Source organism: Shewanella sp. 492 (assembly GCF_059338445.1).
This window is the reverse complement of record NZ_CM181702.1, coordinates 2,890,421-2,917,316: the sequence shown is the minus strand read 5'-3', so window position 1 is coordinate 2,917,316 and position 26,896 is coordinate 2,890,421. Positions and strand designations below refer to the sequence as shown.

The following is a 26,896-nucleotide window of genomic DNA, read 5'->3' as shown; positions in this document are numbered from 1 at the left end:
TAACGATTGAGCGGGATAGAAAAGATGGATTTTGATTGGTTGATATCACACCCTGAAGTGTTGCTCTTGGCCTTAGCGCCGATTTTCTTTATCTGTCTCTTACTCGAGTGGCAGTTTGGCGCTCGGTTGGGCCGCTTGCCGGCGAATGCGGCTTACCATTGGCCCGAAGTGTTATGTAACTTTACCTTAGCGGCGCTGCATCAAGCCAGCGACATCCTTACTGGTTTGCTGGTGGCTCACGTCTATCTGTGGGTATTTGGTTGGCGCCTGTTTGATATTGAGATGGGCGTCGTCAGCTTTATTGCCCTTATCATCGCCCAAGACTTTTGCTATTACTGGTTTCACCGCGCCAGCCACAGAGTACGCTGGATGTGGGCGGCCCATGTGGCGCACCACAGCTCAGAGCATATGAATTTTAGTACGGCGTTTAGGCAGAGTTTAATGTACCCATTGGCAGGCATGTGGTTGTTTTGGCTACCGCTGGTTATTATGGGTTTCGATCCCAACTGGGTGGTTTTTGTGGTGCTATTGAACTTAGGTTTACAGTTTTTTGTTCACACTCAAGCGATTAAATCCCTTGGGCCGCTAGAGTGGATCTTTAATACCCCATCGCATCATCGAGTGCACCATGGTCGCAATGCGCAATATATTGACAAAAACTATGCCGGCGTGTTGATCATTTGGGACCGATTGTTTGGCACTTATGTTAAAGAGGAGGAGACGGTGGAGTATGGCATCACTAAGCCAATTAATAGCGTTAACCCTTTGGTGGTCACCTTTGCTGAGTGGCGCGATATGTTAGCCGAGGCCTTCGCTAAAGGGCTTAGCCTGAGGCAGCGTTTAAAGGTGTTATTTGCGCCGCCAAGCACAGCGGCGCAAACCACAGCAATGCCCATGGCTGCGGGTACAGAGCCTGATGCGGCGCAGGCAAATAAGGCACGTTAATCGTTTGATTTAGCTTTATTAACCTGTTTTTTGGCTTGTAAAATCACAAATTTGCCGTTGGATGCCACAGTGGCGCAGTTTTTAAAGATGCGCTGCAGTTTAACGTGGTACGCCAAATGACGATTACCTACCACATGTAAGATCCCGCCATCGCCGAGTCGCCTAAAGGCATCTAAAAACATCTGCCAAGCAATATGGTCAGTGATGGCTTCGCCTTGGTGGAACGGCGGATTACATAAGACTAAATCGGGCTGAACCTCATAGTCCAAATGGGTTAAGCAGTCATCCCAATGAAAGCTGGCTTGCTCGCCCTCAAGGTCTGGATTAGCCAGTTGATTTAGCTGCCAGTTATTGCGAGCAGAGGCGATGGCCATCTCGGAGTCATCGACAAAGTGAAGCCGGGCATCAGGAAACAACTGTTTGGCCCTGAGTCCCAATATTCCGTTACCACAGCCTAAGTCGACAATGGAGTTAAAATCACCTTGAGGCATATTGTCTAGCATGATCCGCGCGCCAATATCGAGTTTGTTGGCGGCAAAGACATTGCTTAAATTGCTGAGCGTTAATTGATATTCAGGCACATTCCAGCGAGTATCTGCTGGCAGCGGGCGGGCGATGCCATCACTGATGCAGGTGATAACGCGGGTCTTTTTCCAGGTGAGGCTGGCCGTCGCTGGGCCTAAATGCTGCTTGAGTAGTTGCAGCAGCGCCTTATTTATCGATTTGGCTTTGGCGCCAATATAGACTGTGGTGCCCTTGGTGAGCACCTGAGATAACCTGTCGAGTTGATGGGCCAAATAGTTAAGGTTTTTGGGTAATTTCATCAACACCAATTCAGGGCGCTGCGGTAATACATCGCGGCTATTACACCATTGAATATTATCGTCAGGCAGTTGGTTACGGCCAAGATTTTGTAAGGTGCCTAGCTGGCTGGTTTTCGCATCGGTTTCTACAAGCAATGGCCAAGCGCTATTTTGGTGAGTCAGGGCGCAGGCTAAGGCGCCAAAATTATCATTAATAATGGCAGTGCGACATACAGTTTGCTGTTGCTCAGTTAAGTGTTTAATCAAGTGCTCATCGGCGGCGTCCCAGGCCTGCAGGTTAGATTCCTGCTTGGCGGGATAACGATAAAGTTCAAGTTCGATATCGGCGACGGAGAATTGAGTTGTCATGACTGCACTGCTACGTTGAATTTGGGGGCGCGATTATCGCAGATTTCCCCCATCAGGTATAGTTAAGCTAGCGCACCGTTGACGTGAGTAACCCCTAGGCTTACTACGTTAAGCTCTGGATGCATTTAATTCACTGCTCGAAATAATCAGGTGTAACGATAATGATTGAAGAAGCCAGAGTGCATCAACCGGGTCTGGATTTAGAGGATCAAGCCCAAGCTTCCCATAGTAGTGTGCCGTTTACCTTAGTAGAAGGGTATCTTTCAATGGCGCAGCAACAGGCATTGTGGCAAGAGTCACTGGATTACCCTTTTAATCGTCCGCATATCCAAGTATTTGGTCAGTCACATGCGATCCCGCGCAGTCAGGTGTGGTTTGGTGATAAGGGCTGTGATTATCGTTATTCGGGATTATTTATTGAGGCATTGCCTTGGCCTAAATATGCCCAGCGTTTACAGGCAAAGCTTGCCCGAGAATGGCGGTTAAACAGCAATGGCGTGCTGGTAAATCGTTATCAAGATGGGCAAGAGTCGATGGGCTGGCACAGCGATGATGAGCCTGAAATAGCGCCTGGCAGCGATATTGCCTCGGTCACCTTAGGAGCAAGTCGCGATTTTTTACTGCGCCATAAACAGACAAAACAGAAGATAAGCTTAAGCTTGCATAGTGGCGATCTGCTGATCATGCACTGGCCAATGCAAGCGTATTGGCAGCACAGTCTGCCTAAACGGTTAGGGGTTAAGCAAACGCGGCTTAATTACACGTTTAGGCAATTAACACCTAACTTTCACCAAGCTTGATGGTCTTATTTTGACGTGGTTGTGGACACTTCTTCGTTATTCGCCCGTTTGCTGTTGATAAATTTAGCGACCAACTGGTCTTATCACTGACTTTTGTTAGCCAGCTCTCACTTCGACATAAGTGAATGTTTTATGCTCAGTAAGCTATGGGAGCATTTATTGGAGCCAGCTGATGCAAAAAATGATGATTACAACCGTTGTGGGCAGTGTTACCCCTGGGGTGATAAAAGCCTTAGCCGATACCACACGCGCTGTAGGCGGCGAATGGGTCACCAGTAAGGTGATTAAGCTCGATAGCCAGTTTGCTGCCCTGTTGAAAGTGGCAATCGCAGTAGATGGAATCGCTGAACTACAACAAGCGTTTGCACAAAAATTTCCACAGTTACTGTTTAACTATAGCGATCAAGCGTTGTCACCACCTCAGCATACGCGCATATTAAAATGCAATGTCGATTGTCGCGATCGCCCAGGATTGACCCGTGAAATTGTCGACCTCCTGTCCAATCTAAACCTAGAGATTGAGCATATGGAGTTTAATCGAGTCCATGTTTCGACAATTGGCCAAACGGTATTTTCATCTCAGCTAGCTATCATCGTGCCAGATGAGGTGAGTGATGCCAGTGTGGTTGAGTTATTGGAAGGTGTGTCAAAGGATGCCCGGGTGAGTTTGGGCTGATGGTTGACCTTTTGGCGTCAGCGCAGTAATCTGCCGCCATCATTTTTGTACTCAATTGAGACAATGGCTATGTCCGTCAAACAGATTATTATTGAAAAGCTTACCGCTGCATTATCTCCTGTTTATCTGGAAGTGATTAATGAAAGCGACAATCATCATGTGCCGCCCAATTCAGAAACTCATTTTAAGGTGATTATTGCCAGTGAGGCATTTGAAGGGCAGCGCTTGATAGGGCGTCACCGCAGTGTCAACCAAGCCTTAGCGGATGAATTTGCCAATGGCTTGCACGCCTTGTCTATGCATACTTTTACACCGAGCGAGTGGCAGGCCGAAGCAGAAATACCTAATTCTCCTAAATGCCGCGGTTAATAACCGAGCCCACATCGCATGACTCATTCATTAAAGCGCTTATCACTAAGCGCTTTTTTATTGGTAAATCACTTAAGCTTTATTACTCATCACTCTTCGCCGTATCTTGGTTGGTATAGAACGCAGGATCAATTTATCGCCGCACCGTATTTGTTTCTGGTGGAGAAGGTGCGCCATGGCGTTGGGTTAGCATGAGTGAGCTCGCCAAGGGTTGCAATCTTAGTCGCAGATACTTTACATCCGATTAACCGTGACGCATATTAAGTCCAGCGTAATACTGAGCAGTGTTGATTCACCGCTATTTTAGTTGAGTTTAGGTGCCTCTCGCCATAAGTCATCATGGTTTGAGTCGCCATAAGGAGATAAAAGCAATGCCGTTACTAGATAGTTTTACCGTCGATCATACTCGCATGCATGCCCCTGCGGTGCGAGTGGCTAAAACCATGAAAACCCCCAGTGGCGATGCGATCACGGTATTTGATTTACGCTTTTGTATTCCGAACCAAGAGATCTTAAGTGAGCGCGGTATTCATACGCTGGAGCATCTGTTTGCCGGCTTTATGCGTGATCATCTTAATTGCGATAAGGTTGAGATTATTGATATTTCGCCTATGGGCTGCCGCACCGGTTTTTATATGAGCCTTATTGGTACGCCATCAGAATCAGTCGTGGCGGATTGTTGGTTAGCGGCGATGGAAGATGTGCTTAAAGTTAAGCAGCAGTCAGAGATCCCTGAGCTCAATGAATATCAATGTGGTACCTATGAGATGCATTCGCTAGATCAGGCTAAAGAGATCGCCCGCAACATTATTGCGTCCGGAGTGAATGTTAATAAAAATGATGAGCTAAAACTCAGTGATGAGATCCTCAAAGGGCTGTAATTAAGCGACCATTTTATAATGATAAAAGCAGCTGTGGCTGCTTTTATGTTATCTATATATTGGCTTGCCGACATTCATTATTGCTCGTTAAATCACATGCCCTATTTTGGTTGTTGCTAAGGTGAGCTGGTGCTCACTTTGGTATTTATTTACGCAGTTATGGGGTCTTGCTGCTGATTTTTTCAGCGAACGTTCGGCGAGTTCGGCTAGACCTTAGTCTAATTTTTATGCAAACGATAACTTGGTGTTACTTAATTATTGAGCCAGAGTTTTACCTACTTTTTGACTCGCTCAAATGCTATAACCCTGCTAGGACAAGGGGCTAAATTAATTCGGCTTAATCTAATGATTAAAAAAACATAGAATTGTGATCAACTGCCCACAATAAAAATCCCGCTTTCCTTTTAAAACACCTGTATTTGCCATGGCGATAACTATTTATTTACGGTAAAATGCGCCCGACCAGCGTGATTGCGATCGCATTTCTGTAATAAATCTGCGCTAGCTCAATGAGATAGGATTTGCTTGAAGCTTCTCTCATTTAGCAGGAACGCGACGCATTATCTTTCCTTCATAACGTAGTGCTTGTGGATATGATTACAATAAAGAAAGGATTGGACCTACCTATAACAGGTGGACCAGAGCAAGTTATCCATAATGGCCCAGCCATTAAACATGTAGCTACTTTGGGTGAAGAGTATATTGGCTTACGTCCCACCATGAAGATCAAAGTGGGCGACAAAGTGCAAAAAGGTCAGGTGATTTTTGAAGACAAAAAGAATCCTGGCGTTAAATATACTGCTTTAGCCAGTGGCACAATTTCAGACATTAACCGGGGCGCTCAGCGTGTTCTTCAGTCGGTTGTCATTGCAGTGGAAGGGGACGATAGCGTTGCCTTTGCTAAATATGATGCATCTGCTTTAGACTCTCTTGACCAGCAACTGGTGCGTGACAACTTGATTGAATCAGGTTTATGGACCGCACTTCGCACTCGTCCCTTCAGTAAAGCACCTGCCGTAGATTCTTCTGCCGCTGGTATCTTTGTCACCGCTATCGATACTCAACCTCTTGCTGCCGATCCTGTCGTTATCATTAACGAGCACAAGGAAGATTTTGCTAATGGCTTAAAAGTCTTAGCCAGATTGACCGAAGGAAAAGTATATCTGTGTAAAGCGCCTGGTGCTGATATTCCAGCTGCCAATGCACAGGTTGAAGAGTTTGCCGGTCCGCATCCTGCGGGTCTTGTCGGTACCCATATACATTTTGTCTTACCAGCATCTGCAAAACGTACTGTTTGGCATATCGGCTACCAAGATGTGATCGCTATCGGTCAACTGTTCACTACGGGTGAGTTAAATACCCAGCGTGTGGTTGCTGTTGCCGGTCCTAAGGCGCTTAAGCCTAGATTGGTTCGTACCTTAGTGGGTGCATCGACGGTTGAGCTGACCGCAGGTGAAATGGCGGATGGTGATGTTCGTGTGATTGCCGGTTCCATTTTAAATGGTAAAACCGCCGTAGGCGCACACGCTTATATTGGTCGCTTCCATAACCAAGTATCACTACTTGAAGAAGGCAGACAGCAAGATTTTATCGGTTGGGCTATGCCTGGTGCTGATAAGTTCTCAATTACGCGTGCGTTTTTAGGCCATTTGTCACCTTCACGTCTGTTTAATATGACGACCAGCACAGGTGGTTCAGACCGTGCTATGGTGCCAATCGGTAACTATGAGCGTGTCATGCCTCTGGATATTCTTCCTACCATGCTATTACGTGACCTAGTGTCAAGTGATGTCGATGGCGCCGCTGCGTTAGGTGCGTTGGAGTTAGATGAAGAAGATTTGGCACTATGTACATTCGTATGTCCCGGCAAGTATGACTATGCGTCATATCTACGTGACTGCTTAGATACGATTGTGAGGGAAGGCTAATGGGCTTGAAACAGTTTTTCAAAAGTATTGAACCGCAGTTTGAAAAAGGCGGTAAATACGAAAAGTGGTACGCGCTGTTTGAAGCCGCGTACACAGTATTTTATACCCCGGGTCACGTAAACAAGGGTCGTACCCATGTGCGTGATAACCTCGATCTAAAGCGTATGATGATTACGGTTTGGGCCTGCGCATTTCCAGCCATGTTTGTGGGAATGTACAACGTGGGTCTGCAAGCGCAAGACGCCTTAGCCGCTGGTTTTGCAACGCCTGACGTGTGGCAAACCGCCTTGTTTGGCTTGTTTGGTACCGAGTTAACTGCCGACTCAGGTGTGGCCGCATTAATGTGGTACGGCGCCTGTTTCTTCCTGCCTATCTACGCGGTAACGTTTGCCGTGGGTGGTATATGGGAAGTGTTGTTTGCGACAGTTCGTGGCCATGAAGTTAACGAAGGTTTCTTTGTTACCTCTATCTTGTTTGCGCTGACACTGCCCGCGACTATCCCGTTGTGGATGGTGGCCTTAGGTATTACCTTCGGTGTGGTTGTGGCGAAAGAGATCTTCGGTGGTACTGGACGTAACTTCTTAAACCCAGCTCTTGCAGGTCGTGCTTTCTTGTTCTTTGCTTACCCGCTCAACATGTCAGGTGATACCACTTGGGTGGTGGCTGACGGTTACTCAGGCGCTACGGCACTGAGTCAAGCGGCGCAAGGCACCCTTGAGTATGGACTGACCCAAGACTGGTGGAATGCCTTCTTCGGTTTCATCCCAGGTTCAGTGGGTGAAGTGTCAACCTTGGCCATCTTGATAGGTGGCGCGGTGATCGTCTATACCCGTATCGCTTCATGGCGCATTGTGGGTGGCGTACTTGCCGGTATGATCGCGGTATCGCTACTGCTTAATGCCATTGGCAGCGACACTAACCCTATGTTTGCTATGCCTTGGTACTGGCACTTGGTGTTAGGTGGCTTTGCGTTCGGTATGATGTTTATGGCGACAGACCCGGTTTCTGCGTCATTCACTAATAATGCCAAATGGGCTTACGGTATCCTTATCGGTGCTATGGCGGTGTTCATTCGTGTTATCAACCCTGCTTTCCCTGAAGGCATGATGTTGGCCATCTTGTTCGCGAACCTGTTTGCTCCATTATTTGACCATTTCGTGGTTCAGTCGAATATCAAGCGGAGGATTGCACGTGGCTAATAATAAAGATTCGTTCGGTAGAACACTGTTTGTTGTTGTTGGATTATGTTTCATCTGCTCGGTATTTGTATCTACCGCAGCGGTACTGCTAAAGCCGACTCAACAAGAAAACAAGCTGCTTGATAAGCAAAAATACATTCTTGAAGCTGCCGGCCTGGTGGACACTAAGTCAGGTAGCGTTGAGAAAGATCAAATCTTAGCCACTTACAATAAGTATGTAGAAGCTAAGCTGGTCGATCTTAAGTCGGGAGAGTGGGTTGAAGGCGATGCCAACACCTTCGATGCCGATAAAGCAGCCCGTAACCCTGAGACCTCATTTAAACCTAAAAATGATATTGCATCGGTTAAAAATGTGGCTAACACCGGCGTGGTTTACTTAGTAAATGACGATAAAGGTGAGCTGAAAACCGTGATCATTCCTGTGAAAGGTTATGGTCTATGGTCAACCATGTATGCTTTCTTAGCGGTAGAAGCTGATCTTAACACTGTACGTAGTTTAGTTTATTACGACTTTACCGGGGCAGGGGAAACACCAGGTCTAGGTGGCGAAGTACAAAACCCTCAGTGGATTGCTAAGTGGGAAGGTAAAAAGCTTTATGACGAACAGGGCAACCTGGCGATTAAAGTTACTAAAAACCCTACGATAGCAAACTCGGTACACGGTGTTGACGCACTATCGGGTGCGACCCTAACCAGTAATGGTGTGCAGTATTCACTCGAGTTTTGGTTGGGTGAAGAAGGTTATGCTCGCTTTATTGAAAAGGCGCGCAACGGAGGGCTAAGCTAATGGCTAACGCTAAAGAACTTAAACAGGTTCTGACTGGACCTATTATTAGTAACAACCCGATTGCGTTGCAGATCTTGGGTGTGTGTAGTGCTTTGGCTGTGACCAGTAAGATGGAAACAGCATTAGTGATGACCATTGCACTGACAGCAGTAACGGCCTTGTCTAACTTATTCATCTCGATGATCCGTAACCACATTCCAAGCAGTGTGCGTATTATCGTGCAGATGACGATTATCGCGTCGCTGGTTATCGTGGTAGACCAAGTCTTGCAAGCTTATGCCTATGACGTTGCTAAGCAGCTGTCGGTATTCGTGGGTTTGATTATTACCAACTGTATCGTAATGGGCCGCGCTGAAGCCTATGCGATGAAGACACCGCCAATGATGAGTTTCATGGATGGTATCGGTAATGGTTTAGGCTACGGTGCCATCCTGTTATCAGTCGGCTTCATTCGTGAGCTGTTTGGTAACGGTTCTCTATTTGGCGTTGAGATCTTAAGTAAGATTTCTGACGGTGGTTGGTATCAGCCAAACGGCTTGTTGTTGCTACCGCCGAGTGCGTTCTTCCTGATTGCTGCACTGATCTGGATTATCCGTACTATGAAGCCTGATCAAGTAGAAGCAAAAGGGTAAGCGCTATGGAACATTATATTAGTCTTTTAGTCCGTTCTGTTTTCATTGAAAACATGGCGTTATCCTTCTTCCTTGGTATGTGTACTTTCTTGGCGGTATCGAAGAAAGTGACCACCGCCATGGGCTTAGGTGTTGCCGTTATTGTGGTACTGGCGATTTCTGTACCCGTTAACCAAATTATCTATCAAGGGATCTTAGCCCCTGGTGCACTTGCTTGGGCTGGTGTTCCTGATGCTGATTTGAGCTTCTTGAAGTTCATCACCTTTATCGGTGTGATCGCGGCATTAGTGCAGATCCTTGAGATGGCACTGGATAAGTACTTCCCACCGCTATACAACGCGTTAGGCATCTTCCTGCCGTTGATCACGGTAAACTGTGCGATTTTTGGTGCGGTATCTTTCATGGTTGAGCGTGACTACAACTTGACCGAAAGTTTAGTGTTTGGTGTCGGTTCTGGTATCGGTTGGGCATTGGCACTTGTGTTGCTGGCCGGTATTCGCGAGAAGTTAAAGTATGCTGATGTACCTGATGGTCTACGTGGTTTAGGTATTACCTTTGCTACCGCGGGTTTAATGGCGTTAGGTTTTATGTCGTTCTCAGGTGTGTCTCTGTAAAGAGACACCTTAACGGCTTCAGATTTTGAACCTTAAAGGATAAGTTCATGGGTATTATTGAATCTACTCCAATCGACGTCTATCTCGGTGTGAGTATGTTTACTGCCATTGTACTAGTGTTGGTATTGGTTATTTTATTTGCCAAATCAAAATTAGTCCCAAGTGGTGATATCACAATTGGCATCAATGATGATGCTGGCAAAGCAATTAAAACCAGTGCTGGTGGCAAACTACTTGGCGCACTCGCTGAAAACGGTATCTTCGTTTCATCGGCTTGTGGTGGCGGTGGCTCTTGTGGTCAGTGTAAAGTGATCGTTAAGTCGGGTGGTGGCGATATTCTGCCAACAGAGCGCGACCATATCTCTAAAGGCGATGCCCGTAACGGTTGCCGTTTATCGTGTCAGGTAAACGTGAAAGCCGATATGGAGATCGAACTAGAAGAAGAGATCTTCGGTATTAAGAAGTGGGATTGTGAAGTTATCTCTAACGATAACAAAGCGACCTTCATTAAAGAGCTTAAGCTGCAAATTCCTGATGGAGAATCAGTGCCTTTCCGCGCTGGTGGTTATATTCAGATTGAAGCGCCTGCTCACCATGTAAAATATGCTGATTTTGATGTACCAGCAGAATATCGTGGTGATTGGGAACATTTTGGCTTCTTTAATCTTGAATCAAAAGTGGACGAAGAAACCATTCGTGCGTACTCCATGGCGAACTATCCTGAAGAGGAAGGTATCATCATGTTGAACGTGCGTATTGCTACGCCGCCTCCACGTAACTTGAGCTTGCCTTGCGGTAAGATGTCGTCGTACATCTGGAGCCTGAAAGCGGGCGATAAGGTAACTATTTCTGGTCCATTTGGTGAGTTCTTCGCTAAAGATACCGATGCAGAGATGGTCTTTATCGGTGGTGGTGCAGGTATGGCCCCAATGCGTTCACACATCTTTGACCAGCTCAAGCGTCTTAAGTCTAAGCGTAAGATCAGCTTCTGGTACGGTGCACGTTCTAAGCGTGAAATGTTCTATGTTGAAGATTTTGACGGCCTAGCAGCAGAGAACCCTAACTTTGTGTGGCATGTTGCCTTGTCAGATCCACAGCCAGAAGATAACTGGGATGGTTACACAGGTTTTATTCATAACGTCTTGTATGAAAACTACCTACGCGACCATGAAGCGCCTGAGGATTGTGAGTACTACATGTGTGGTCCTCCAATGATGAACGCGGCCGTTATCGGTATGCTAAAAGATTTGGGCGTTGAAGATGAAAACATCTTATTGGATGACTTCGGCGGTTAATCGCAGGTTCTTGTGATAATATCGAATCAGCATTATGTGATTTCACCCAGGGCGCTTAGGCGTGCTGTGGTGAAATCCATTGTTGTTAATCTGATTGATTATTAAGGAATACGGTCAATATGTTGAAGACCTTTATCAATAGGTTAGTCTTAATTGGGCTAGCCTTTTTTGTTTCTGCTTGTAACCAAGCGGCTCCCATGATCTCGCTATCAGGCCAAACCATGGGCACCACCTATCACATCAAGTTGGTCAGTGGTGAACAGGTGCCAAATGAGCAGCTTTTGCAGGCCGAAATTGAGCTGGCACTAGAAAAAGTCAACAACCAGATGTCGACCTATCGGAGTAACTCCGAACTGTCACGTTTTAATCAGATGGCATTGGCTAGCACTATCGAGGTCTCACCAGATACGGCTTATGTGATTCAGGCCGGGATCGACTTATATCAGAGCACTGATGGTGCGTTAGATATCACACTGGGTCCGCTGGTGAACTTGTGGGGGTTTGGCCCCGACAAGCGCCCCGTCAAAGTGCCTAGCAGTGAGCTAATCGCCCAGACCAGAGCAAAAACAGGCATCGAGCATTTAAGTGTTGATGGGTTAAAGCTGCGTAAAGACAACCCAGATTTATATGTCGACTTATCTTCCATTGCTAAAGGCTTTGGAGTTGATAAGGTGGCTCACCTTTTGGCTAAATATCAGCCTAAAGGTTATTTGGTGGAGATTGGCGGAGAAGTGAGCCTGTACGGCACCAAAGCCGATGGTAGTCCATGGCGTATTGCCATTGAGCAGCCCGATGTCGATGAACGTCAGGTGCAGCAGGTGATAGCGCCAGGTAATATGGCGATGGCAACCTCAGGTGATTACCGTAATTATTACGAAGAAGAGGGTCAACGCTTCACCCATATAATCGACCCAAGAACTGGTTATCCGGTCAATCATCGTCTCGCTTCTGTGACTGTGCTACACAAGCAATGTATGATAGCCGACGGCTACGCGACGGCCATGATGGTGATGGGCACCGAAGACTCATTAGCCTTAGCCCAAGAGCACAATCTTGCCATCATGCTAATAGAAAAGCAGCCTGACGGTTTCAAGGTCTATTACAGCGATGCGTTTAAGCCTTTTGTTGGCTTGTGATACAATATTAGATCTGTCATAGGCATCATCGCTGTTTGGCAGTTCACCCAATTGATTATTGACGCATATTGTCTGCCCAGTAGGCGGTGTGCATTTGGAGTATATGATGGGCACTTTTTTAGCGGCTTTTGTGGTATTACTGCTGTTTTTTGTATTAATGTCGGTTGGTTATATCGTGAAGCAGAAAGCGGTTGCCGGTAGCTGTGGTGGATTAGGCGCCTTAGGCATCGACAAAGCGTGTGATTGCGATGATCCGTGCGACAAGCGCAAGGCGAAAATGGCTGAAGAAGAACGCAGCAACAAATATAATCAAGACCGCATCATATAACACCTCAATTTGATGTAACAAAGGCACCGATAGCGGTGCCTTTTTTATTGCCTTCTATGACTCTCATTCACGGGGCTTTCAGCCTAAGATTAGTGCCATATACTATACTGTGATCCTATTAGAGTTAAGGTTTGGGCTAATAAGTTCACTCCCCAGTCTAAGGGTAACATTGTATTCCTTGCCACGATCCAGTAGCTTGAGGGTGTTATTCCCTAACGGGGTAATGTTGTGTAAGCGCATCAGACTTATGCTATGTCGGTGTTAGTTTACGTCGTCAGCCTGCTACCGTTTCTCATAGAATATAAGGATAATTGCTATGAAAGGTCATCCGAATGTCATTCGGCATCTCAATAAGATTTTGACATTTGAGCTTACCGCCATTAACCAATATTTTTTGCATGCGCGTATGTACAAAAATTGGGGTTTAGAAGAGCTCAACGAAAAATGTTATAAAAAGTCGATTCAGGACATGAAACACGCCGACAAGTTGATCGAGCGGGTACTGTTTCTCGAAGGTCTGCCTAATCTGCAGCAACTTGAAAAACTGCATATTGGTGAAAACCCGCAAGAGATGCTGCAATGCGATAAAACCATGCTTAAAGCACAATTGAGTGAACTACGTAACGTGATCAGCCTTTGTGAGTCTGAGCAAGATTATGTCAGCCGTGAAATCCTAGAAGATCTACTTGAAGATGAAGAGACCTACCTCGATTGGATTGAAGCGCAGCAAGACTTGATTAAGATGACAGGGATCCAGAACTATTTACAAGCGCAGATAGAGTCAGAGTAGGAGTTTAGGATGAAAGGAAATCAAGACATTATTAATACACTTAATCAATTACTTACTGGCGAACTGTCGGCGATGGATCAATATTTTGTTCACGGGCTGATGTACGATGATTGGGGCTTAACCGAGCTTCATGAGCGCATTTCCCATGAGTCAGATGATGAACGTGAACATGCCAAAAAGTTGGTTGAGCGCATACTGTTTCTCGAGGGCACACCCGATGTAGCCAGCCGCGAAGCACTGCACATAGGTAAAGATCCGCAAGAGATGCTGCAAAATGATCTTAACTATGAGTATCAAGTTGCCGATAACCTGCGCAAAGCCATCGCCTTATGTGAAGCCCACAAAGATTATGTCTCACGCGAATTGCTCGAGGTATTACTTGAGGAAACCGAGTCAGATCACATGTATTGGTTAGAGAAACAACTGGGTCTCATCGATAAAATTGGGCTGCAAAATTACCTGCAGTCTAAGATGTAAGGTTATAAGCTGTGGGCTGCAACTAAGGTAGTGCAAGTCGCGGTTATTTGAATTGCTCCAAGTTCACTCTGGTTGTTCTAATCATGGCGGATAAAAGTAGCTGATAGCTAAAACGTTAGATCTAAGCCACAGCATAATGCTGTGGTTTTTTGTTTACGCTTAAGGCGGTAGGGCCTTTAAGCCTACTGCTGTGGCAGGTTTAGGTGAGTTGGCATGGATAAGTGTTTGTGCACTGTTTAAATATACAGTATTCTTGCGGGTGGAGGTAATGCCCATTGAGAAAGATTATTCATGTGGACATGGACTGCTTTTATGCGGCAGTTGAAATGCGAGATTTTCCCGAGTTAAGAGACAAGCCGATAGCCGTGGGCGGGCGCAGCGATCGCCGCGGGGTGATCAGTACCTGTAATTATCAGGCTCGGCAATTTGGTGTACGCTCGGCTATGGCCTCAGCCTATGCCTTAAAGTTGTGTCCCGATTTAATTTTGGTGCCGGGTCGAATGGATGTGTATAAAGCGGTCTCCACTCAGATCCGCAGCGTCTTTAATCGCTATACCGAATTAGTCGAACCCTTATCGCTCGATGAAGCCTACCTCGATGTCACCGATTGCGATGCCCATAAAGGCTCTGCGACCTTAATTGCAGAAGCGATTAGGCAAGAGATATTTGACCTTACAGGTCTCACTGCATCGGCTGGGATAGCCCCAGTTAAGTTTTTAGCCAAAATTGCCTCCGATCTCAATAAACCCAATGGCCAATATGTGATCACCCCGGATGCCATAACCGAATTTGTTAAAACCTTACCCCTGATAAAGATCCCCGGAGTGGGAAAAGTCACTGCCGCCAAGTTAGCGCAGATGGGATTGAACACCTGTTTGGATGTGCAGCAGTGTTCTAAAACGGCGTTAATCGAGCGTTTCGGTAAGTTTGGTGGTGTCTTAGCCGAGCGGGCACAAGGGATCGATAATCGCAGTATTTCACCTCACCGCGAACGCAAGTCGGTGGGAGTCGAAACAACGCTGGCCAAGGATATCTATACCTTGGAGCAGTGTGAATCGGTTATGCCGCAACTTATCCAAGAGTTAGGGGCACGCATTAGTCGCAGCGCGTCGGCGCGGCGTATTCATAAGCAAGTGGTTAAACTTAAATTTGATGATTTTAAACAGACCACGATAGAGCATCGCAGCGATCAGGTGTCGGTGAAATTGTTTTATGACCTGTTATCGCAAGCGTTAGCACGCCAAGAGGGACGCGGCATCCGCTTGCTCGGTGTGTCGGTAGGGTTAGAGAGTGCTGCTGTCAGCGCTGACAGTGAAGATGAATTTAATGCTGCACAGATGGATCTCGGGTTTTAGGGTTAACCTTCAAATGAAGGTTTGGCATTTTTTGGATTAGCTTAAGTAGCGTTTGGCTGGGTGGGAATTGGTTAAGTGGGCTTGAAGGTCGTATCTTCATTGCAATCAATCACCTGCGGTGAGCTTGTGTGCAAGCACTTTTTTGGCACGCTGTGAATATGTCCCTATACGCTCCACGGTGGCATCCCTGCCACCAAGGGCCAAAACCGTGCTTACACTGGGATATTGACTCTCTTCGATTTAACTTCATTTGAGACTAATAACGCATTAAAAGCTAACCTAGTTTTGCCCCAAAGTTTGGTGGCCTTGAAATGAAGGTTTAGAATTTTTTTAAGTTTACTTGAGCAGCGTTATGCTGAATTTTCATTTATTGATGTTCTTTGAAGACGCACCTTAATGGCAATTAATAGCCTGCCGCAGGCGTTATGTGCAAGCGCTCTTTTGGCTCGCTGTGAATATATCCCTATACGCTCCACGGCGGCATCCATGCCGCCAAGGGCCAAAACCGCGCCTACACCTATCTCTAACGCTTCTTCGATTGGACTTCATTTGATACGACTAGTGAGTTAAAGGCTAAGAAGCTTTTGCCCCAAAGCTCGTTACGCTTCTAAATACGTTACAGATAATCAGCTAGTTTTGATATACAAAAAGTAATGCGTGGGAAAACGCAAGATCTGCCATATCGCCTGAGGCCTTTTCTCCTGTAAGGCCTCTACATTAGAGTTTTAAATGTGTATCTTTGACGGAGGAATATACGCGAAGGTGATTCTAATTGGGCGAGTTGGTTCTAAGATCAGGATGATAAGAGTACGTAAGCAACTGCAAGAGTTCTTACGTTCAAAAAAAGAACTATTTAAGATAGGTGACTACTACAAAAAATGTGAGTTAGATAAGCTGAAGTCTATCAAGAATGTTTATTATGCAAATATAGAAAAGACTTTTCTTCAAGATATAAGCAATGAGTTCAAGAAAAGCTCTGCTGTTGATAGTGAAATGCCAGACATACAAGGCTGTAGCTTTGGCTTAGAGCAAACAGAGGGGTAATCCCAGGGCGAGATCGCGAACATAATTTGAGCTATTAGGGTGATATTCGCTCAAATAGCTGGACGGGCCATATTGGCTGTGATCTTATACTCTCTTTTGTGGAGAGCCCTATGAACTCCGGTGCATTTCAACAGTTCTTCAGTTCCTTAGAAGATCCTCGTCAGTCAGCCAAAGTCGAGCATCTATTTACTGATATTTTATTCCTCGTGGTTTGTGCCTCAATAGCTGGGGCACAAGGTTGGGAAGATATCGAAGATTTTGGCGATCTCCACTTTAACTGGTTTGCCAAAAAAGGACTTTTTAAGAATGGGTTACCTGTTCATGACACTATTGCTCGAGTCATATCGAGAATAGATAGCGAGCAGTTTCAGTATTGCTTTATCGACTGGATGAAGTCTGTTGCTGAGTTATCCGACGGTCAGCTTATTGCGATAGATGGTAAACGGCTATGTAGTTCATATAATCGCGAGAACAGACTGTCAGCCATCCACATGGTAAATGCCTTCGCAACAGAAAATAACGTCGTGCTTGGGCAAGTTAAAACCGAAAGTAAGTCGAATGAAATTACCGCCATTCCCGCATTACTGGCGCTGTTGGATATAAAAGGTTGTCTGATATCAATAGATGCCATGGGATGTCAGACAGATATCGCCGAACAAATTATTGAGCGGGGTGGAGATTATTTACTTGCCGTAAAAGGTAATCAAAAAACACTGCATAATGCCGTTCGTAAGGCGCTTGGCAGCGAGATTGACGAAGAAGTGCTTTGCTTAGAGAAGCAGCACGGACGTAACGAAGCCAGAGCCTATTGTGTTATGGACGCAGGCAGCTTAGCCGACGCTTTCCCTGAATGGAAAGGGCTTAAAAGTATTGGTGTTGCGTTAAGCTATCGTCGAACGAAAAGCGGCAATGAATCCCTTGAGTACCGTTATTACATCAGTTCGGCCAAACTGAGTAAGGCTCGTTTTGCCAATGCAGTACGCAGCCACTGGGCGGTTGAAAATAGCCTGCATTGGGTATTGGACGCGTCGATGAAGGAAGACCAATGTCAAATATATAGAGGCAATGCGGCGGAGGTATTGTCCGGAGCAAGGAAGATAGCGTTGAATATGCTCCGAGCGGAAACAACTCGAAAAATCAGTATCCCACGCAAACAGAAGCGTGCACACGGCAGCACTGATTATCTGGAGCAGGTACTAACAGCAGGCTTAAAGACGTTGGGTGATATTTAAGCATTCATGCTCTCACCCTGGGGGTAATCCCCCCGAAAAATAACAGCTGTTAAAAGTAGAGTTTTCTCGTAAGTTAAACGCAGGAGGTTCTATATGAAAAAGTCGCGGTACACGGATAGTCAAATTATGACGATTTTGAAGCAAGCTGAAGCTGGTACGCCCGCACCTGAGCTTTGCCGAGAGCACGGTATGAGCAGTGCAACGTTTTATAAATGGCGTGCTAAATATGGGGGAATGGATGCATCACTCATGGCTCGGATGAAAGAGCTAGAAGATGAAAATAGGCGACTCAAAAAAATGTACGCAGAAGAGCGTCTTAAAGCTGAAATCATTCAGGAAGCTATGGCAAAAAAGTGGTAAAGCCCTGTGAGCGAAGAGAACTCGCTCAGTTTGCGGTGGCTAACCACAACATCAGTATTAGTAAGGCCTGCTCGGCTTTCTTTATCAGTGAGACATGCTTTCGTTATCAAGCAAAATTATCGGCGGAAAATACACAGATTTCAAATTGGCTAATTAAGCTGACCGAAGATGAAAATGATTGGGGCTTCGGTCTGTGCTTCGATTATTTACGTAATGTAAAAGGCAAGCCATGGAATCATAAGCGAGTGTACCGAATTTACTGTGAGCTAGCGCTGAACCTGCGTATTCGTCCAAGACGTCGACTCAAACGAAATGCACCGGAACCACTAAAAGAGCCGATAAAGCCTAACCAAGTATGGTCTGTCGACTTTATGCATGACCAGTTATCAGATGGTCGAAATTACCGATTATTTAATGTCATAGATGATTATCGGCGTGAAGCTTTAGTGATTGAACCAGGATTTTCACTTCCTGCTGTAAGGGTTATTAGAGCGCTAGAGCAGGTATTTGAATATCGAGCTAAGCCAACAGTTATTCGCTGTGACAACGGCCCTGAGTTTATCAGTACTGAGTTTACAACGTGGGCTAAATGCCAGAATATTCGAATTGAATATATTCAACCAGGTAATCCACAACAAAACGCTTATATCGAACGGCATAACAAAACAATTCGGTACAGTTGGCTCAGCAAGTACCTGTTCGAATCAATTAAAGAGGTGCAGGACTATGCAACTAAGTGGTTATGGTTTTACAATCATGAAAGACCACATAAAGCTAATAACGGCAGGCCACCACTGATGGCTGCCTAACTTCTATTTTTAATTGCAGTTAAAAATGGGAGGATTACCAAAGCAAGCCGAGTCAGGTGTTCCTGTCCCGGAGTTGTGCCGTGAGCACGGTATGAGTAGCGCCACATTTTACAAGTGGCGAGCAAAATACGGTGGTATGGATGCTTCCTTGATGGCTCGAATGAAAGAGCTTGAAGAAGAAAATCGTCGTCTTAAAAAAATGTATGCCGAAGAGCGATTAAAAGCTGAAATAGTACAGGAAGCGTTGCAAAAAAAGTGGTGACGCCGTCGCAACGCAAAGTGATGGCGCAGCATGTGGTTTCAAATAAGAAGATCAGTATCAAGCTGGCTTGTTTAGTTTTTAGTATCAGCGAAAGCTGTTATCGATATCAAGCAAAACTAAGCTCAGAAAACGCTGAAATAGCCGATTGGCTCGTCAAATTAACCGAGGATGAAACCGACTGGGGATTTGGCCTTTGTTATGATTATTTACGTAATGTTGAAGGCTTTAAATGGAACCACAAACGTGTTTATCGCATTTACTGTGAATTAGACCTTAATTTGAGAATACGTCCCAGAAGGCGATTGAAAAGGCATAAGCCAGAACCGCTGAAAGAGCCAATAAAGCGAAACCAAGTGTGGTCATTAGACTTTATGCATGATCAGTTAAGTAATGGCCGTAAAATACGTTTATTTAACGTCATTGATGACTTTAAGCGTGAAGGGTTAGTGATTGATGCAGGCTATTCGTTTCCAGCGATTAGAGTACTCAGAAGCTTAAATCAGCTCATTGAGTGGCGAGGTAAGCCAAGTATTATTCGTTGTGATAATGGCCCTGAGTTTATAAGTCACGAATTCACCAACTGGGCTAAACAGCATGAAATTGGTATTGAATATATTCAACCAGGAAACCCACAACAAAACGCTTACATCGAACGATATAACAAAACGATCCGATATAGTTGGTTGAGTAAAAACTTATTTGATACGTTGGAAGAAGTTCAAGAACATGCTACAAATTGGCTGTGGTTTTATAATCATAAACGACCACATAAAGCTAATGGAGGTAAACCACCGTTAGCAGTAGCTTAACTCTCTATTTTTGATGGCAGTTAAAAATGGGAGGATTACCAAACCAAAAGTAAAGACTTGCAATACATTTGTGCTTACGGATAGGGATGACTTCAGTTCGGCCTCATTTGAAAGTAAAAAAGCTCAACAGGTTATTATCAATGGGAGTGCATTAACAGACGCTATCCCCGTTTCTAAAGATATATTCATGATGCATATGTATCAGATGGAGTTACAGCTTCCCGAAGAGAAAGAGCGTCAATTACAAGCCTCACTATACTCTGATGACTTAAAGTTAACTCTCGATGGAATGACCATAACAGACGGCATCTATACACTAACCTTTACTCATGATGGTTTATACGGAGTTGTGCAAACGGACTTTAAGAAGCTGTTCGAGTTTAGTTTAGCGAATATTCCGTTTGAGAAAGGGGAGCAGTTCTCACTTCATGCTAGTCAGCATAATGACTCTGACAAACAGAAGCTTTTAACAGGTACAAAGCGACTAATCTTAGACTATGGAAATACAATAGTAGTACTTACTACGCCGTGTGTTTCTTTGCTTCACGATGGTGATGTCAGTATTCAGCAACAAAAAGGCATTGAGGATGCGCCTCCAGTAACATGATTTCCAAATGCAAAAGCCACTGTAGGGATGACTCTACGGAGCTTCTTCCCTTCTTATAAGTGGCTAATGAATTTAGCCTCGAAGGTAGCGTTCTTCCAGATACTTACCTATACCTGAGTTAATTTATTTTTTACTAATTTAGCTAAACTTCTGACTCAGTTCTGTCCAACACTTTCTTACCGGGTCAAATCGAAGAGAGTGATAACTCGGTGTAGGTGCGGCTGAGGCCTTCGATTTCATGGATGAAATCGTAGAGCATTAGTTGACTGAGACATCCATCATTAGTTGACTGAGACATCCATCGTTAATGGCGCAGAAGTTAACCTCCGGCTATGCTTTGATTGAGCATTGAACAAGGAGGTTTTTATGCCACGCCCTCGCCGTACCCAAATTAGTCTTGAAGACACACCCTATTATCATTGTTGTAGCCGCGTCGTTCGCCGTGCGTTCTTATGCGGAGAAGACCAATACACGGGTAAAAACTATGACCATCGCCGTGGCTGGGTTGAAGCCCAAATACTCAAGCTGTCAGAAGTGTTTGCCATTGATGTTGCGGCCTATTGTGTCATGAGCAATCATCTTCACCTAGTGCTTCATATCGATATCGAGACGGCTAATAACTGGTCAGATAGGCAAGTGGTTGAACAGTGGCATAAGTTGTTTACTGGTAATGACCTAACTCAACGCTTTGCCAAAGGTGAGCTAATTGAAGTGCATTACGTTAGCCAGTTAAAACACCTTATTGCCACATATCGTTCAAGGCTCAGTGATATCAGTTGGTTTATGCGCTGCCTCAATGAGCCCATCGCTAGGCAAGCCAACATGGAGGATAACTGCACAGGGCATTTTTGGGAGGGTCGCTTTAAAAGCCAGGCCTTACTTGATGAAGCGGCACTGTTAGCTTGTATGGCGTATGTAGAGTTAAACCCTGTTAGAGCCAAGATGGCCAGTACTCCAGAGCGCAGTGACTACACCAGTATCCAATTACGTGTTAATGCTGCACTGAAAGGTGAGCAGCCTAAGCATCTTTTGGCGTTTATTGGCAATGAGCGAGCACAACAACCGAAAGGCATAGCGTTCAGCTTTAAAGATTACCTTGAGTTGGTGGATGAAACCGGAAGAGTTATCCGAGAAGATAAACGAGGCGCTATTTCTAAAAGTGCTGAAAATATCTTACAAAGGCTTAATCTCCCCGCCGAAAACTGGCTAAAATTAACGACTGATTTTGGCAAACTTTTTAGAGGGCCCGTTGGTTCATTGCAAGAGCTTGATGACTATTATACTCACCTAGAAAAACGACGAAGGCACTTTGCAAGCAGTTGTCAGCATCTTCAGCTCAGCTAGTATTTAGCCGCTTTCCACTTCTGTATTAGGCCTGTCAGTCAGGTCAATTTGTGATGCCTTAAATTCTGCCTTTTTGTTTTCTTTTCATCAATTCAAACTTATCGGATGCTCCCCAGTTGCCATCTTGACGAGTTTTCTCATTTATGATGCCTATCATGGGCAGCATAGGAGTAATCTGCAAATAATGGTGCTATGTTATTAATTAACTATGGGTGGCTTACTTCTTTGACTTAAGCAGTTATAGCATGTAATAAGCTCGTGTTGTCGGACTGGTTTTCCGCTGCTCTCCAAACCAGCTGCAGATGCGGGCGTTAATCTATACAAATATTAATCTGAAACATACCAATTAGAACATTAATCCTAACAAGCTTTGATTCAAAAATAATTTAGCTTTCAATACCTAGAATGACGCCAGTAACGCCAAATCGAAGAGGATTAGAACTCGGTGTAGGTGCGGCTGAGGCCTTCGATTTCAGGGATGAAATAGCAGAGCGCCCAAGGATGGGTTTACAGCGATGCCGAAGAAATACCTGCACGAAAGGCATGCTGCAGGCAATTGGTTGCCATGAAGGTTAACGCGACCATCAATCAATAAAAACTAACTCGACTAAATGCTACCAGTCAAAAAATATCAACACCTTCACTTAGACACCTGCTTACTTTTGTGCAAAAACATACTCAGAATTAACCATGATTGGCTTGTGTTTATGGCGCAATGGTTTAGGTTTAGTTGTAGCGTTTTTATGCCTTAATGTGGCGTTATATTTTGAATTAAAAGGTGGAGTATATGGATAAGACACTGCAAACCATGATTGAAAATATGCCTGATAAAACTGGCAAAAAGCTAGAAGAATGGATTCAAATATTGAAAAAAGAAAACCTTGAAAAGCACTCGGCGGCGGTCACTTTTTTAAAAACAGAGCATGGTGTGACGCATGGATTTGCCAATACTATTGTGACCTTATCCAGAGATAAAACTGACTCTCCCGATGATTTGGTGTCAATGCAATATAAGGGTAAAGCATTGCTCAAACCAATTTATGACATGCTTCTTTTAGAAATAAATAAGTTAGGTGAAGATATCGTCATTACGCCAAAAAAAGGAAGTGTCAGTTTTATTAGAAAAAAACAGTTTGCCTTAATCAAACCTGCAACGAAAACGAGAATAGATTTAGGTTTGAAACTCAAAGATATCGAGGTTCAAGGTCGCTTAGAGGATTCTGGTCCATTTGGTACTATGTGTACTCATAGAATACAGCTAAAGAGCATATCTGACGTCGATGCTGAGGTTATTGGTTGGGTATCAAAAGCATACGAAAAATCAGTTTAGTCAAAATAAATAAAGTCAATCAAATGATTCGGTTAATGGCTTACTCGGTGCGGTTTCACTGTTGAGTAAGCGATTATCTGCTCTTATTGGGGGGGCACTAAATGAAGTTCGCGGTTATACCTATAAATATTGCTGTTTATTACGCTTAATACATATGCCAGAGATGTTGAGTCGTTGACTGTGGCTAGGCTCGATGGCTCTCAAATAAATTATTATCTTCTAGGTCAGCCTGATAAGTCTCCCAGTGATGTGTTGTTGCTTATATTGTGGTTAATTCTCGGGGGGAGTCTACTGCAAGCTATTTAAACTTATTAAATATGCTGACAAATTGTTATGTATTTTTTGCCGACAAAAAAGGCGCCTATGATGACTCATAGGCGCCTTTTTGATGTATCGCCGCTTAGGCTTTTGCTGGAATACGTTCGAGTACGGCTAGAAGCAGCTTCCAGTATTGATCGACGGTCTCAATCAATACCATCTCATCTGGGCTGTGAGGATAGCGGATGGTGGGGCCAATGGAGACCATATCCATCTCAGGGTAAGGCTTCTTAAACAAGCCACACTCAAGCCCGGCGTGGATCACCATAATGGTTGGCTCTTTATGGTAAATTGCCTCATAGGTGTCTTTGACAATCGCCATCACTGGGGAGCTGCTGTCTGGCTTCCAGCCGGGGTAAGCACCGCTAAACTCCACCTCTGCGCCCGCTAAGTTGCTCAGTGCTGTTAGGTTGCCTTCCACTTCTTTACGACCAGAATCGATAAGCGAGCGAATTAAACAAAGAATATTGACTGATTCTGCTTCGGTTGAGATCACGCCAACGTTTAACGAGGTTTCTGTTACGCCTGCTATCTCATCGCTCATGCGCATCACGCCATTAGGGCATGCATGCAGCAGATCGATAAGCGTTTGCTGCGCATCTTCACTCATTACCTGTTTCGCCGCTGGAGCCTCTTGCAGGGTTAACTGCATATCTGGGTCGGCAATGGCTAACTCTTGTCGAACGAGAGCGGTAAACTCTTGCATTAACTCATTTAGGCGCGCCACATTTTCACTGGGCAGCATAAAGCTGACGCTTGCCTCGCGGGGGATGGCATTACGCAGCGAGCCGCCAGTAAAGTTGGTCAGTTCAAGTGCTAACTCATCGGCGTGATTAAATAAAAAACGGGCCAGAAGCTTGTTGGCATTGCCGCGGCCTAAATGAATGTTAACACCTGAGTGCCCGCCTTTGAGACCTGAAATCGACAGAGTGTAGGTCGCGTTTGACGGCTCTGGCGCTTGCCATACCATAGGCACATTGATTTGAGCATCAACGCCACCGGCGCAGCCCATATAGATCTCACCCTCTTGCTCCGAGTCGGTGTTGATCAAGATCTCAGCATCAAGATAACCTGCTTCTAACCCAAATGCACCGGTCATGCCTGCTTCTTCATCTATGGTCAGTAGCACTTCTAATGGGCCGTGAGCAATATCATTGCTGCCCAGAATAGCCAAGGCCGACGCCATGCCGATACCGTTGTCTGAGCCTAAGGTTGTGCCTCTGGCTTTTACCCAATCACCATCGACATAAGCTTCGATAGGATCTTTTTCAAAGTCATGTTCTTTGTCGGCATTTTTTTGCGGCACCATATCGATATGGGCTTGCAGGGCGACGACTTTACGGTTTTCCATGCCTGGTGTGGCGGGTTTCTTAATGATCAGGTTGCCAACTTTATCTTCGACAACGCTGAGCCCTTTGTCTTTGGCCCAGTTTTGAATATGTTGACTTAATGCTTGCTCATGCTTTGACGGGTGGGGAATGGCGCAGATCTGTTCAAACCACTGCCATAAGGCTTGAGGTTGCAATTGACTTAATGTGCTCACGGACAAACTCCTCTTTCATTCTTTAATATAGGTCTTTGAGGTCAAAATTGGCCACAGTCTATCATAAGGTGATTTTACTCGGGTCGATTAAAGTCGATTTTGCCTGTGATATATGTCATACAAAGTTGCCAGATAGGATAACAATAGTTCTGATTTCACTTGGCTTTATTGCTACATAAAGTGAATAATGCCACAACAATCTGACTACGATGATCCGCCGCAGAGCGATATCGAGTTCACAAGCATAGGGAATGGATATGAATCCAATAACGTTTGTTGATGTACAAGATAATGATGCCATTTTTGAAGGTGCAGGCTGGGATGCACTTATCGTGGTAACGCCAAGTATCGATGCTATCGATATCGACGAGATCAGTTTACTGGCGCGCCATGGCGCTAAGGTCGATGCGCGAGTAGGGCGCAGTGCCACCTTATTATTTGCGCCCGGTTTGGCTGGCGGGCGTTTAATCGTCGCGCCAGTACTGGGTCATGACCAGGATGTTGAAGATGTGCGTATTTACGCCGAGGCTGCCCGTCAAGGCATTGCGCTGGCTAAAGATGCTGGGGCTCGTCAGCCACTATTGATTATTTCACCGAGTAACGCCCAGCAATATCGTCAATCACTTGCTGTTGCGGCTTTGGCTTGTGGCCAAGAGCTGTGGCAAGCATTAGAGCTGCGTGAAGCGGTCGCGCTCACCGATGGTATCGATACTATTGGTTTATTGGTTAGTGATGTGCAGGCTAAGGTACTTAATGCCATCGAAGCTGGGCGTCATCTTGCACGAGATCTGTGCGGTACCGAGCCCGAGCGGATGTCGGCCCCCGCGTTTGCACAATATTGCCTTGAGGCGTATCAAGATTCGGGCTTAAGCGTGAGCGTAATTGAAGATCGAGATGTACTTGAGCGTGATTATCCTCTGCTGAGCGCCGTTGGGCGCTCCTCTTTTGCGGTATCGCGCCACCAACCTCGGGTAGTTAAGGTGGAATATTGTGCCGATGACGAGATCACCCGCAGTTACTTTTTTGCCGGTAAAGGGGTGGTGTACGACACTGGTGGCGCCGATATCAAGGTCGGTGGCGGCATGGCGGGCATGAGCCGTGATAAAGGCGGGGCCGCTGCCATTGCCGGGCTGATGAAAACCTTGGCCATACTCAAGCCAAAGGGAATACGCGTCGTTGCCGAGCTTGGGTTGGTACGTAACAGTATTGGTAGTGAAGCCTTTGTTACCGATGAGATCATCAGTAGCCATGCGGGCGTGCGCGTGCGCATCGGTAATACCGATGCCGAGGGACGTTTAGTCTTGGCCGATCTGCTGTCGCATTTACGTATCAAGGCGGCTAATGCGGTGGCACCGCAGCTGTTTTCGGTCGCAACCCTAACAGGGCATGTGGTGCGCTGTTATGGCAATTATACTGCTGTGGTTGAAAATGCCGTGGCGCGTTCGCAGCGCGTGGCGGAGCAATTGCAAGAGGTGAGTGAAGCGTGGGCTGAGCCTATCGAGGTGTCTCGTTTGCGCCGTGAAGATTATAAGATGCTTATCGACCCCTCCGCGGCGGCCGATATTGTGTCATCCAATAATGCGCCTTCTTCGGTTACGGCTCGTGGTCATCAATACCCTGCAGCATTTTTACTTAAAGCCTCAGGGTTACAAGCCCACGGCTTAATGAGTGATAAGCCGCTGGCTTATACTCATGTGGATATTGCAGGCAGTGCCACTGAAGGCTCACCGCTGTATGGTAAACCGACGGCGGCCCCCTTAGTGGGTCTGTTTCAATATATCTTTGCCGCTGAGTGAGCCGTTGGCGCCAATGAATTTGGGTTACCTCATGCGAGCGTCGATTGGTGCAATGACT

The 26,896-nt window shown here is 45.6% G+C and carries 26 protein-coding genes; 24 read left to right on the top strand and 2 right to left on the bottom strand.

What is annotated here, in order from left to right; translation table 11 throughout:
• Positions 1-24: 24 nt before the first annotated feature.
• Positions 25-945 carry a sterol desaturase family protein gene (locus AC5YBX_RS12855; RefSeq protein ID WP_494523796.1) on the top strand — a complete coding sequence of 307 codons (921 nt, stop codon included), beginning with the start codon at positions 25-27 and terminating at the stop codon, positions 943-945.
• Here AC5YBX_RS12855 and AC5YBX_RS12850 read toward each other — a convergent pair.
• A complete protein-coding gene (locus tag AC5YBX_RS12850; RefSeq protein ID WP_494523795.1) occupies positions 942-2,117 on the bottom strand; it encodes a methyltransferase in 1,176 nt (391 codons plus the stop codon). The two genes, AC5YBX_RS12855 and AC5YBX_RS12850, sit on opposite strands and share 4 nt — an antisense overlap.
• A 161-nt stretch (positions 2,118-2,278) precedes the next feature.
• Between AC5YBX_RS12850 and AC5YBX_RS12845 the strand changes: the two genes are divergently transcribed.
• The 22 genes from AC5YBX_RS12845 to AC5YBX_RS12740 all read left to right on the top strand — a co-directional run bounded on the left by AC5YBX_RS12845 (position 2,279) and on the right by AC5YBX_RS12740 (position 23,181).
• Positions 2,279-2,917, top strand: coding sequence for an alpha-ketoglutarate-dependent dioxygenase AlkB family protein (locus AC5YBX_RS12845; RefSeq protein ID WP_494523794.1), 639 nt, complete (start codon positions 2,279-2,281; stop codon positions 2,915-2,917).
• Between the two features lie 172 nt (positions 2,918-3,089).
• Positions 3,090-3,593, top strand: coding sequence for an ACT domain-containing protein (locus AC5YBX_RS12840; RefSeq protein WP_494523793.1), 504 nt, complete (start codon positions 3,090-3,092; stop codon positions 3,591-3,593).
• A 69-nt stretch (positions 3,594-3,662) separates the two neighbouring features.
• Positions 3,663-3,962 carry a BolA family protein gene (locus tag AC5YBX_RS12835; protein ID WP_475514568.1) on the top strand — a complete coding sequence of 100 codons (300 nt, stop codon included), beginning with the start codon at positions 3,663-3,665 and terminating at the stop codon, positions 3,960-3,962.
• 371 nt (positions 3,963-4,333) lie between these two features.
• Complete coding sequence (gene luxS / locus AC5YBX_RS12830; protein WP_494523792.1) at positions 4,334-4,843, top strand: S-ribosylhomocysteine lyase; 510 nt, start codon at positions 4,334-4,336, stop codon at positions 4,841-4,843.
• Between the two features lie 593 nt (positions 4,844-5,436).
• The gene (locus tag AC5YBX_RS12825; protein ID WP_494521170.1) at positions 5,437-6,771 is read left to right on the top strand and encodes a Na(+)-translocating NADH-quinone reductase subunit A; all 1,335 of its coding nucleotides are present in this window, start codon (positions 5,437-5,439) and stop codon (positions 6,769-6,771) included.
• Positions 6,771-7,970: an NADH:ubiquinone reductase (Na(+)-transporting) subunit B gene (locus AC5YBX_RS12820; protein WP_494521171.1), complete on the top strand. Its 1,200-nt coding sequence runs from the start codon at positions 6,771-6,773 to the stop codon at positions 7,968-7,970. Before AC5YBX_RS12825 ends, AC5YBX_RS12820 begins: the two co-directional genes overlap by 1 nt.
• Positions 7,963-8,757 carry a Na(+)-translocating NADH-quinone reductase subunit C gene (locus AC5YBX_RS12815; protein WP_494523791.1) on the top strand — a complete coding sequence of 265 codons (795 nt, stop codon included), beginning with the start codon at positions 7,963-7,965 and terminating at the stop codon, positions 8,755-8,757. The genes AC5YBX_RS12820 and AC5YBX_RS12815 overlap by 8 nt, the downstream gene beginning before the upstream one ends.
• On the top strand, positions 8,757-9,389 hold the full coding sequence (locus AC5YBX_RS12810; protein WP_110457792.1) for an NADH:ubiquinone reductase (Na(+)-transporting) subunit D: 633 nt from the start codon (positions 8,757-8,759) through the stop codon (positions 9,387-9,389). The genes AC5YBX_RS12815 and AC5YBX_RS12810 overlap by 1 nt, the downstream gene beginning before the upstream one ends.
• Positions 9,390-9,394: 5 nt before the next feature.
• Positions 9,395-10,003 carry an NADH:ubiquinone reductase (Na(+)-transporting) subunit E gene (gene nqrE / locus AC5YBX_RS12805; protein WP_475514565.1) on the top strand — a complete coding sequence of 203 codons (609 nt, stop codon included), beginning with the start codon at positions 9,395-9,397 and terminating at the stop codon, positions 10,001-10,003.
• A 47-nt stretch (positions 10,004-10,050) separates the two neighbouring features.
• A complete protein-coding gene (gene nqrF / locus AC5YBX_RS12800) occupies positions 10,051-11,298 on the top strand; it encodes an NADH:ubiquinone reductase (Na(+)-transporting) subunit F (protein WP_475514564.1) in 1,248 nt (415 codons plus the stop codon).
• Positions 11,299-11,417: 119 nt separating this feature from the next.
• A complete protein-coding gene (locus AC5YBX_RS12795; protein ID WP_494523790.1) occupies positions 11,418-12,434 on the top strand; it encodes an FAD:protein FMN transferase in 1,017 nt (338 codons plus the stop codon).
• Positions 12,435-12,540: 106 nt separating this feature from the next.
• Complete coding sequence (gene nqrM / locus AC5YBX_RS12790) at positions 12,541-12,762, top strand: (Na+)-NQR maturation NqrM (RefSeq protein WP_494521174.1); 222 nt, start codon at positions 12,541-12,543, stop codon at positions 12,760-12,762.
• Between the two features lie 316 nt (positions 12,763-13,078).
• Positions 13,079-13,552, top strand: coding sequence for a bacterioferritin (bfr, locus tag AC5YBX_RS12785; RefSeq protein ID WP_494521175.1), 474 nt, complete (start codon positions 13,079-13,081; stop codon positions 13,550-13,552).
• 9 nt (positions 13,553-13,561) lie between these two features.
• Positions 13,562-14,029 carry a bacterioferritin gene (gene bfr / locus AC5YBX_RS12780; RefSeq protein WP_494521176.1) on the top strand — a complete coding sequence of 156 codons (468 nt, stop codon included), beginning with the start codon at positions 13,562-13,564 and terminating at the stop codon, positions 14,027-14,029.
• Positions 14,030-14,304: 275 nt separating this feature from the next.
• Positions 14,305-15,384 carry a DNA polymerase IV gene (gene dinB / locus AC5YBX_RS12775; protein ID WP_494521177.1) on the top strand — a complete coding sequence of 360 codons (1,080 nt, stop codon included), beginning with the start codon at positions 14,305-14,307 and terminating at the stop codon, positions 15,382-15,384.
• A 798-nt stretch (positions 15,385-16,182) separates the two neighbouring features.
• Positions 16,183-16,428 (top strand): hypothetical protein, encoded by a 246-nt coding sequence (locus AC5YBX_RS12770; RefSeq protein WP_494523789.1) that lies wholly within the window; start codon positions 16,183-16,185, stop codon positions 16,426-16,428.
• A gap of 110 nt (positions 16,429-16,538) precedes the next feature.
• Positions 16,539-17,660 (top strand): ISAs1 family transposase, encoded by a 1,122-nt coding sequence (locus AC5YBX_RS12765; RefSeq protein ID WP_494523788.1) that lies wholly within the window; start codon positions 16,539-16,541, stop codon positions 17,658-17,660.
• Between the two features lie 93 nt (positions 17,661-17,753).
• Positions 17,754-18,829 (top strand): IS3 family transposase gene (locus AC5YBX_RS12760; protein WP_494523787.1). Its coding sequence is split into 2 segments (ribosomal slippage): positions 17,754-18,006 and positions 18,006-18,829, totalling 1,077 coding nucleotides; the frame shifts between segments, so codons are not numbered across the junction.
• 25 nt (positions 18,830-18,854) lie between these two features.
• Positions 18,855-19,900, top strand: a protein-coding gene (locus tag AC5YBX_RS12755; RefSeq protein WP_494523786.1) for an IS3 family transposase whose coding sequence is annotated in 2 segments (ribosomal slippage) — positions 18,855-19,074 and positions 19,074-19,900 — 1,047 coding nt in all. Because the reading frame shifts where the segments join, the coding sequence is not laid out codon by codon here.
• Between the two features lie 13 nt (positions 19,901-19,913).
• Positions 19,914-20,507 (top strand): hypothetical protein, encoded by a 594-nt coding sequence (locus tag AC5YBX_RS12750; protein WP_494523785.1) that lies wholly within the window; start codon positions 19,914-19,916, stop codon positions 20,505-20,507.
• 366 nt (positions 20,508-20,873) lie between these two features.
• Positions 20,874-21,851, top strand: coding sequence for a transposase (locus AC5YBX_RS12745; protein ID WP_494523784.1), 978 nt, complete (start codon positions 20,874-20,876; stop codon positions 21,849-21,851).
• A gap of 787 nt (positions 21,852-22,638) precedes the next feature.
• Positions 22,639-23,181 carry a DUF4287 domain-containing protein gene (locus AC5YBX_RS12740; protein WP_494523783.1) on the top strand — a complete coding sequence of 181 codons (543 nt, stop codon included), beginning with the start codon at positions 22,639-22,641 and terminating at the stop codon, positions 23,179-23,181.
• 400 nt (positions 23,182-23,581) lie between these two features.
• Here the strand turns inward: AC5YBX_RS12740 and AC5YBX_RS12735 are convergent, their stop codons facing one another.
• Complete coding sequence (locus AC5YBX_RS12735) at positions 23,582-25,042, bottom strand: aminoacyl-histidine dipeptidase (protein ID WP_494521187.1); 1,461 nt, start codon at positions 25,040-25,042, stop codon at positions 23,582-23,584.
• Positions 25,043-25,299: 257 nt separating this feature from the next.
• Here AC5YBX_RS12735 and AC5YBX_RS12730 point away from each other — a divergent pair, with 257 nt between their 5' ends.
• Entirely contained in the window at positions 25,300-26,838 is a 1,539-nt protein-coding gene (locus tag AC5YBX_RS12730) for a M17 family metallopeptidase (RefSeq protein ID WP_494521188.1), read from the top strand.
• Positions 26,839-26,896 lie beyond the last annotated feature (58 nt).

Excerpts from the sequence above, each read along its gene's own strand:
- AC5YBX_RS12855 (WP_494523796.1), top strand. The coding sequence starts at position 25 with ATGGATTTTGATTGGTTGATATCACACCCTGAAGTGTTGCTCTTGGCC.
- AC5YBX_RS12850 (WP_494523795.1), bottom strand. The coding sequence starts at position 2,117 with ATGACAACTCAATTCTCCGTCGCCGATATCGAACTTGAACTTTATCGT.
- AC5YBX_RS12845 (WP_494523794.1), top strand. The coding sequence starts at position 2,279 with ATGATTGAAGAAGCCAGAGTGCATCAACCGGGTCTGGATTTAGAGGAT.
- AC5YBX_RS12840 (WP_494523793.1), top strand. The coding sequence starts at position 3,090 with ATGCAAAAAATGATGATTACAACCGTTGTGGGCAGTGTTACCCCTGGG.
- AC5YBX_RS12835 (WP_475514568.1), top strand. The coding sequence starts at position 3,663 with ATGTCCGTCAAACAGATTATTATTGAAAAGCTTACCGCTGCATTATCT.
- luxS (WP_494523792.1), top strand. The coding sequence starts at position 4,334 with ATGCCGTTACTAGATAGTTTTACCGTCGATCATACTCGCATGCATGCC.
- AC5YBX_RS12825 (WP_494521170.1), top strand. The coding sequence starts at position 5,437 with ATGATTACAATAAAGAAAGGATTGGACCTACCTATAACAGGTGGACCA.
- AC5YBX_RS12820 (WP_494521171.1), top strand. The coding sequence starts at position 6,771 with ATGGGCTTGAAACAGTTTTTCAAAAGTATTGAACCGCAGTTTGAAAAA.
- AC5YBX_RS12810 (WP_110457792.1), top strand. The coding sequence starts at position 8,757 with ATGGCTAACGCTAAAGAACTTAAACAGGTTCTGACTGGACCTATTATT.
- nqrE (WP_475514565.1), top strand. The coding sequence starts at position 9,395 with ATGGAACATTATATTAGTCTTTTAGTCCGTTCTGTTTTCATTGAAAAC.
- nqrF (WP_475514564.1), top strand. The coding sequence starts at position 10,051 with ATGGGTATTATTGAATCTACTCCAATCGACGTCTATCTCGGTGTGAGT.
- AC5YBX_RS12795 (WP_494523790.1), top strand. The coding sequence starts at position 11,418 with ATGTTGAAGACCTTTATCAATAGGTTAGTCTTAATTGGGCTAGCCTTT.
- nqrM (WP_494521174.1), top strand. The coding sequence starts at position 12,541 with ATGGGCACTTTTTTAGCGGCTTTTGTGGTATTACTGCTGTTTTTTGTA.
- bfr (WP_494521175.1), top strand. The coding sequence starts at position 13,079 with ATGAAAGGTCATCCGAATGTCATTCGGCATCTCAATAAGATTTTGACA.
- bfr (WP_494521176.1), top strand. The coding sequence starts at position 13,562 with ATGAAAGGAAATCAAGACATTATTAATACACTTAATCAATTACTTACT.
- AC5YBX_RS12770 (WP_494523789.1), top strand. The coding sequence starts at position 16,183 with ATGATAAGAGTACGTAAGCAACTGCAAGAGTTCTTACGTTCAAAAAAA.
- AC5YBX_RS12765 (WP_494523788.1), top strand. The coding sequence starts at position 16,539 with ATGAACTCCGGTGCATTTCAACAGTTCTTCAGTTCCTTAGAAGATCCT.
- AC5YBX_RS12750 (WP_494523785.1), top strand. The coding sequence starts at position 19,914 with ATGGCAGTTAAAAATGGGAGGATTACCAAACCAAAAGTAAAGACTTGC.
- AC5YBX_RS12745 (WP_494523784.1), top strand. The coding sequence starts at position 20,874 with ATGCCACGCCCTCGCCGTACCCAAATTAGTCTTGAAGACACACCCTAT.
- AC5YBX_RS12740 (WP_494523783.1), top strand. The coding sequence starts at position 22,639 with ATGGATAAGACACTGCAAACCATGATTGAAAATATGCCTGATAAAACT.
- AC5YBX_RS12730 (WP_494521188.1), top strand. The coding sequence starts at position 25,300 with ATGAATCCAATAACGTTTGTTGATGTACAAGATAATGATGCCATTTTT.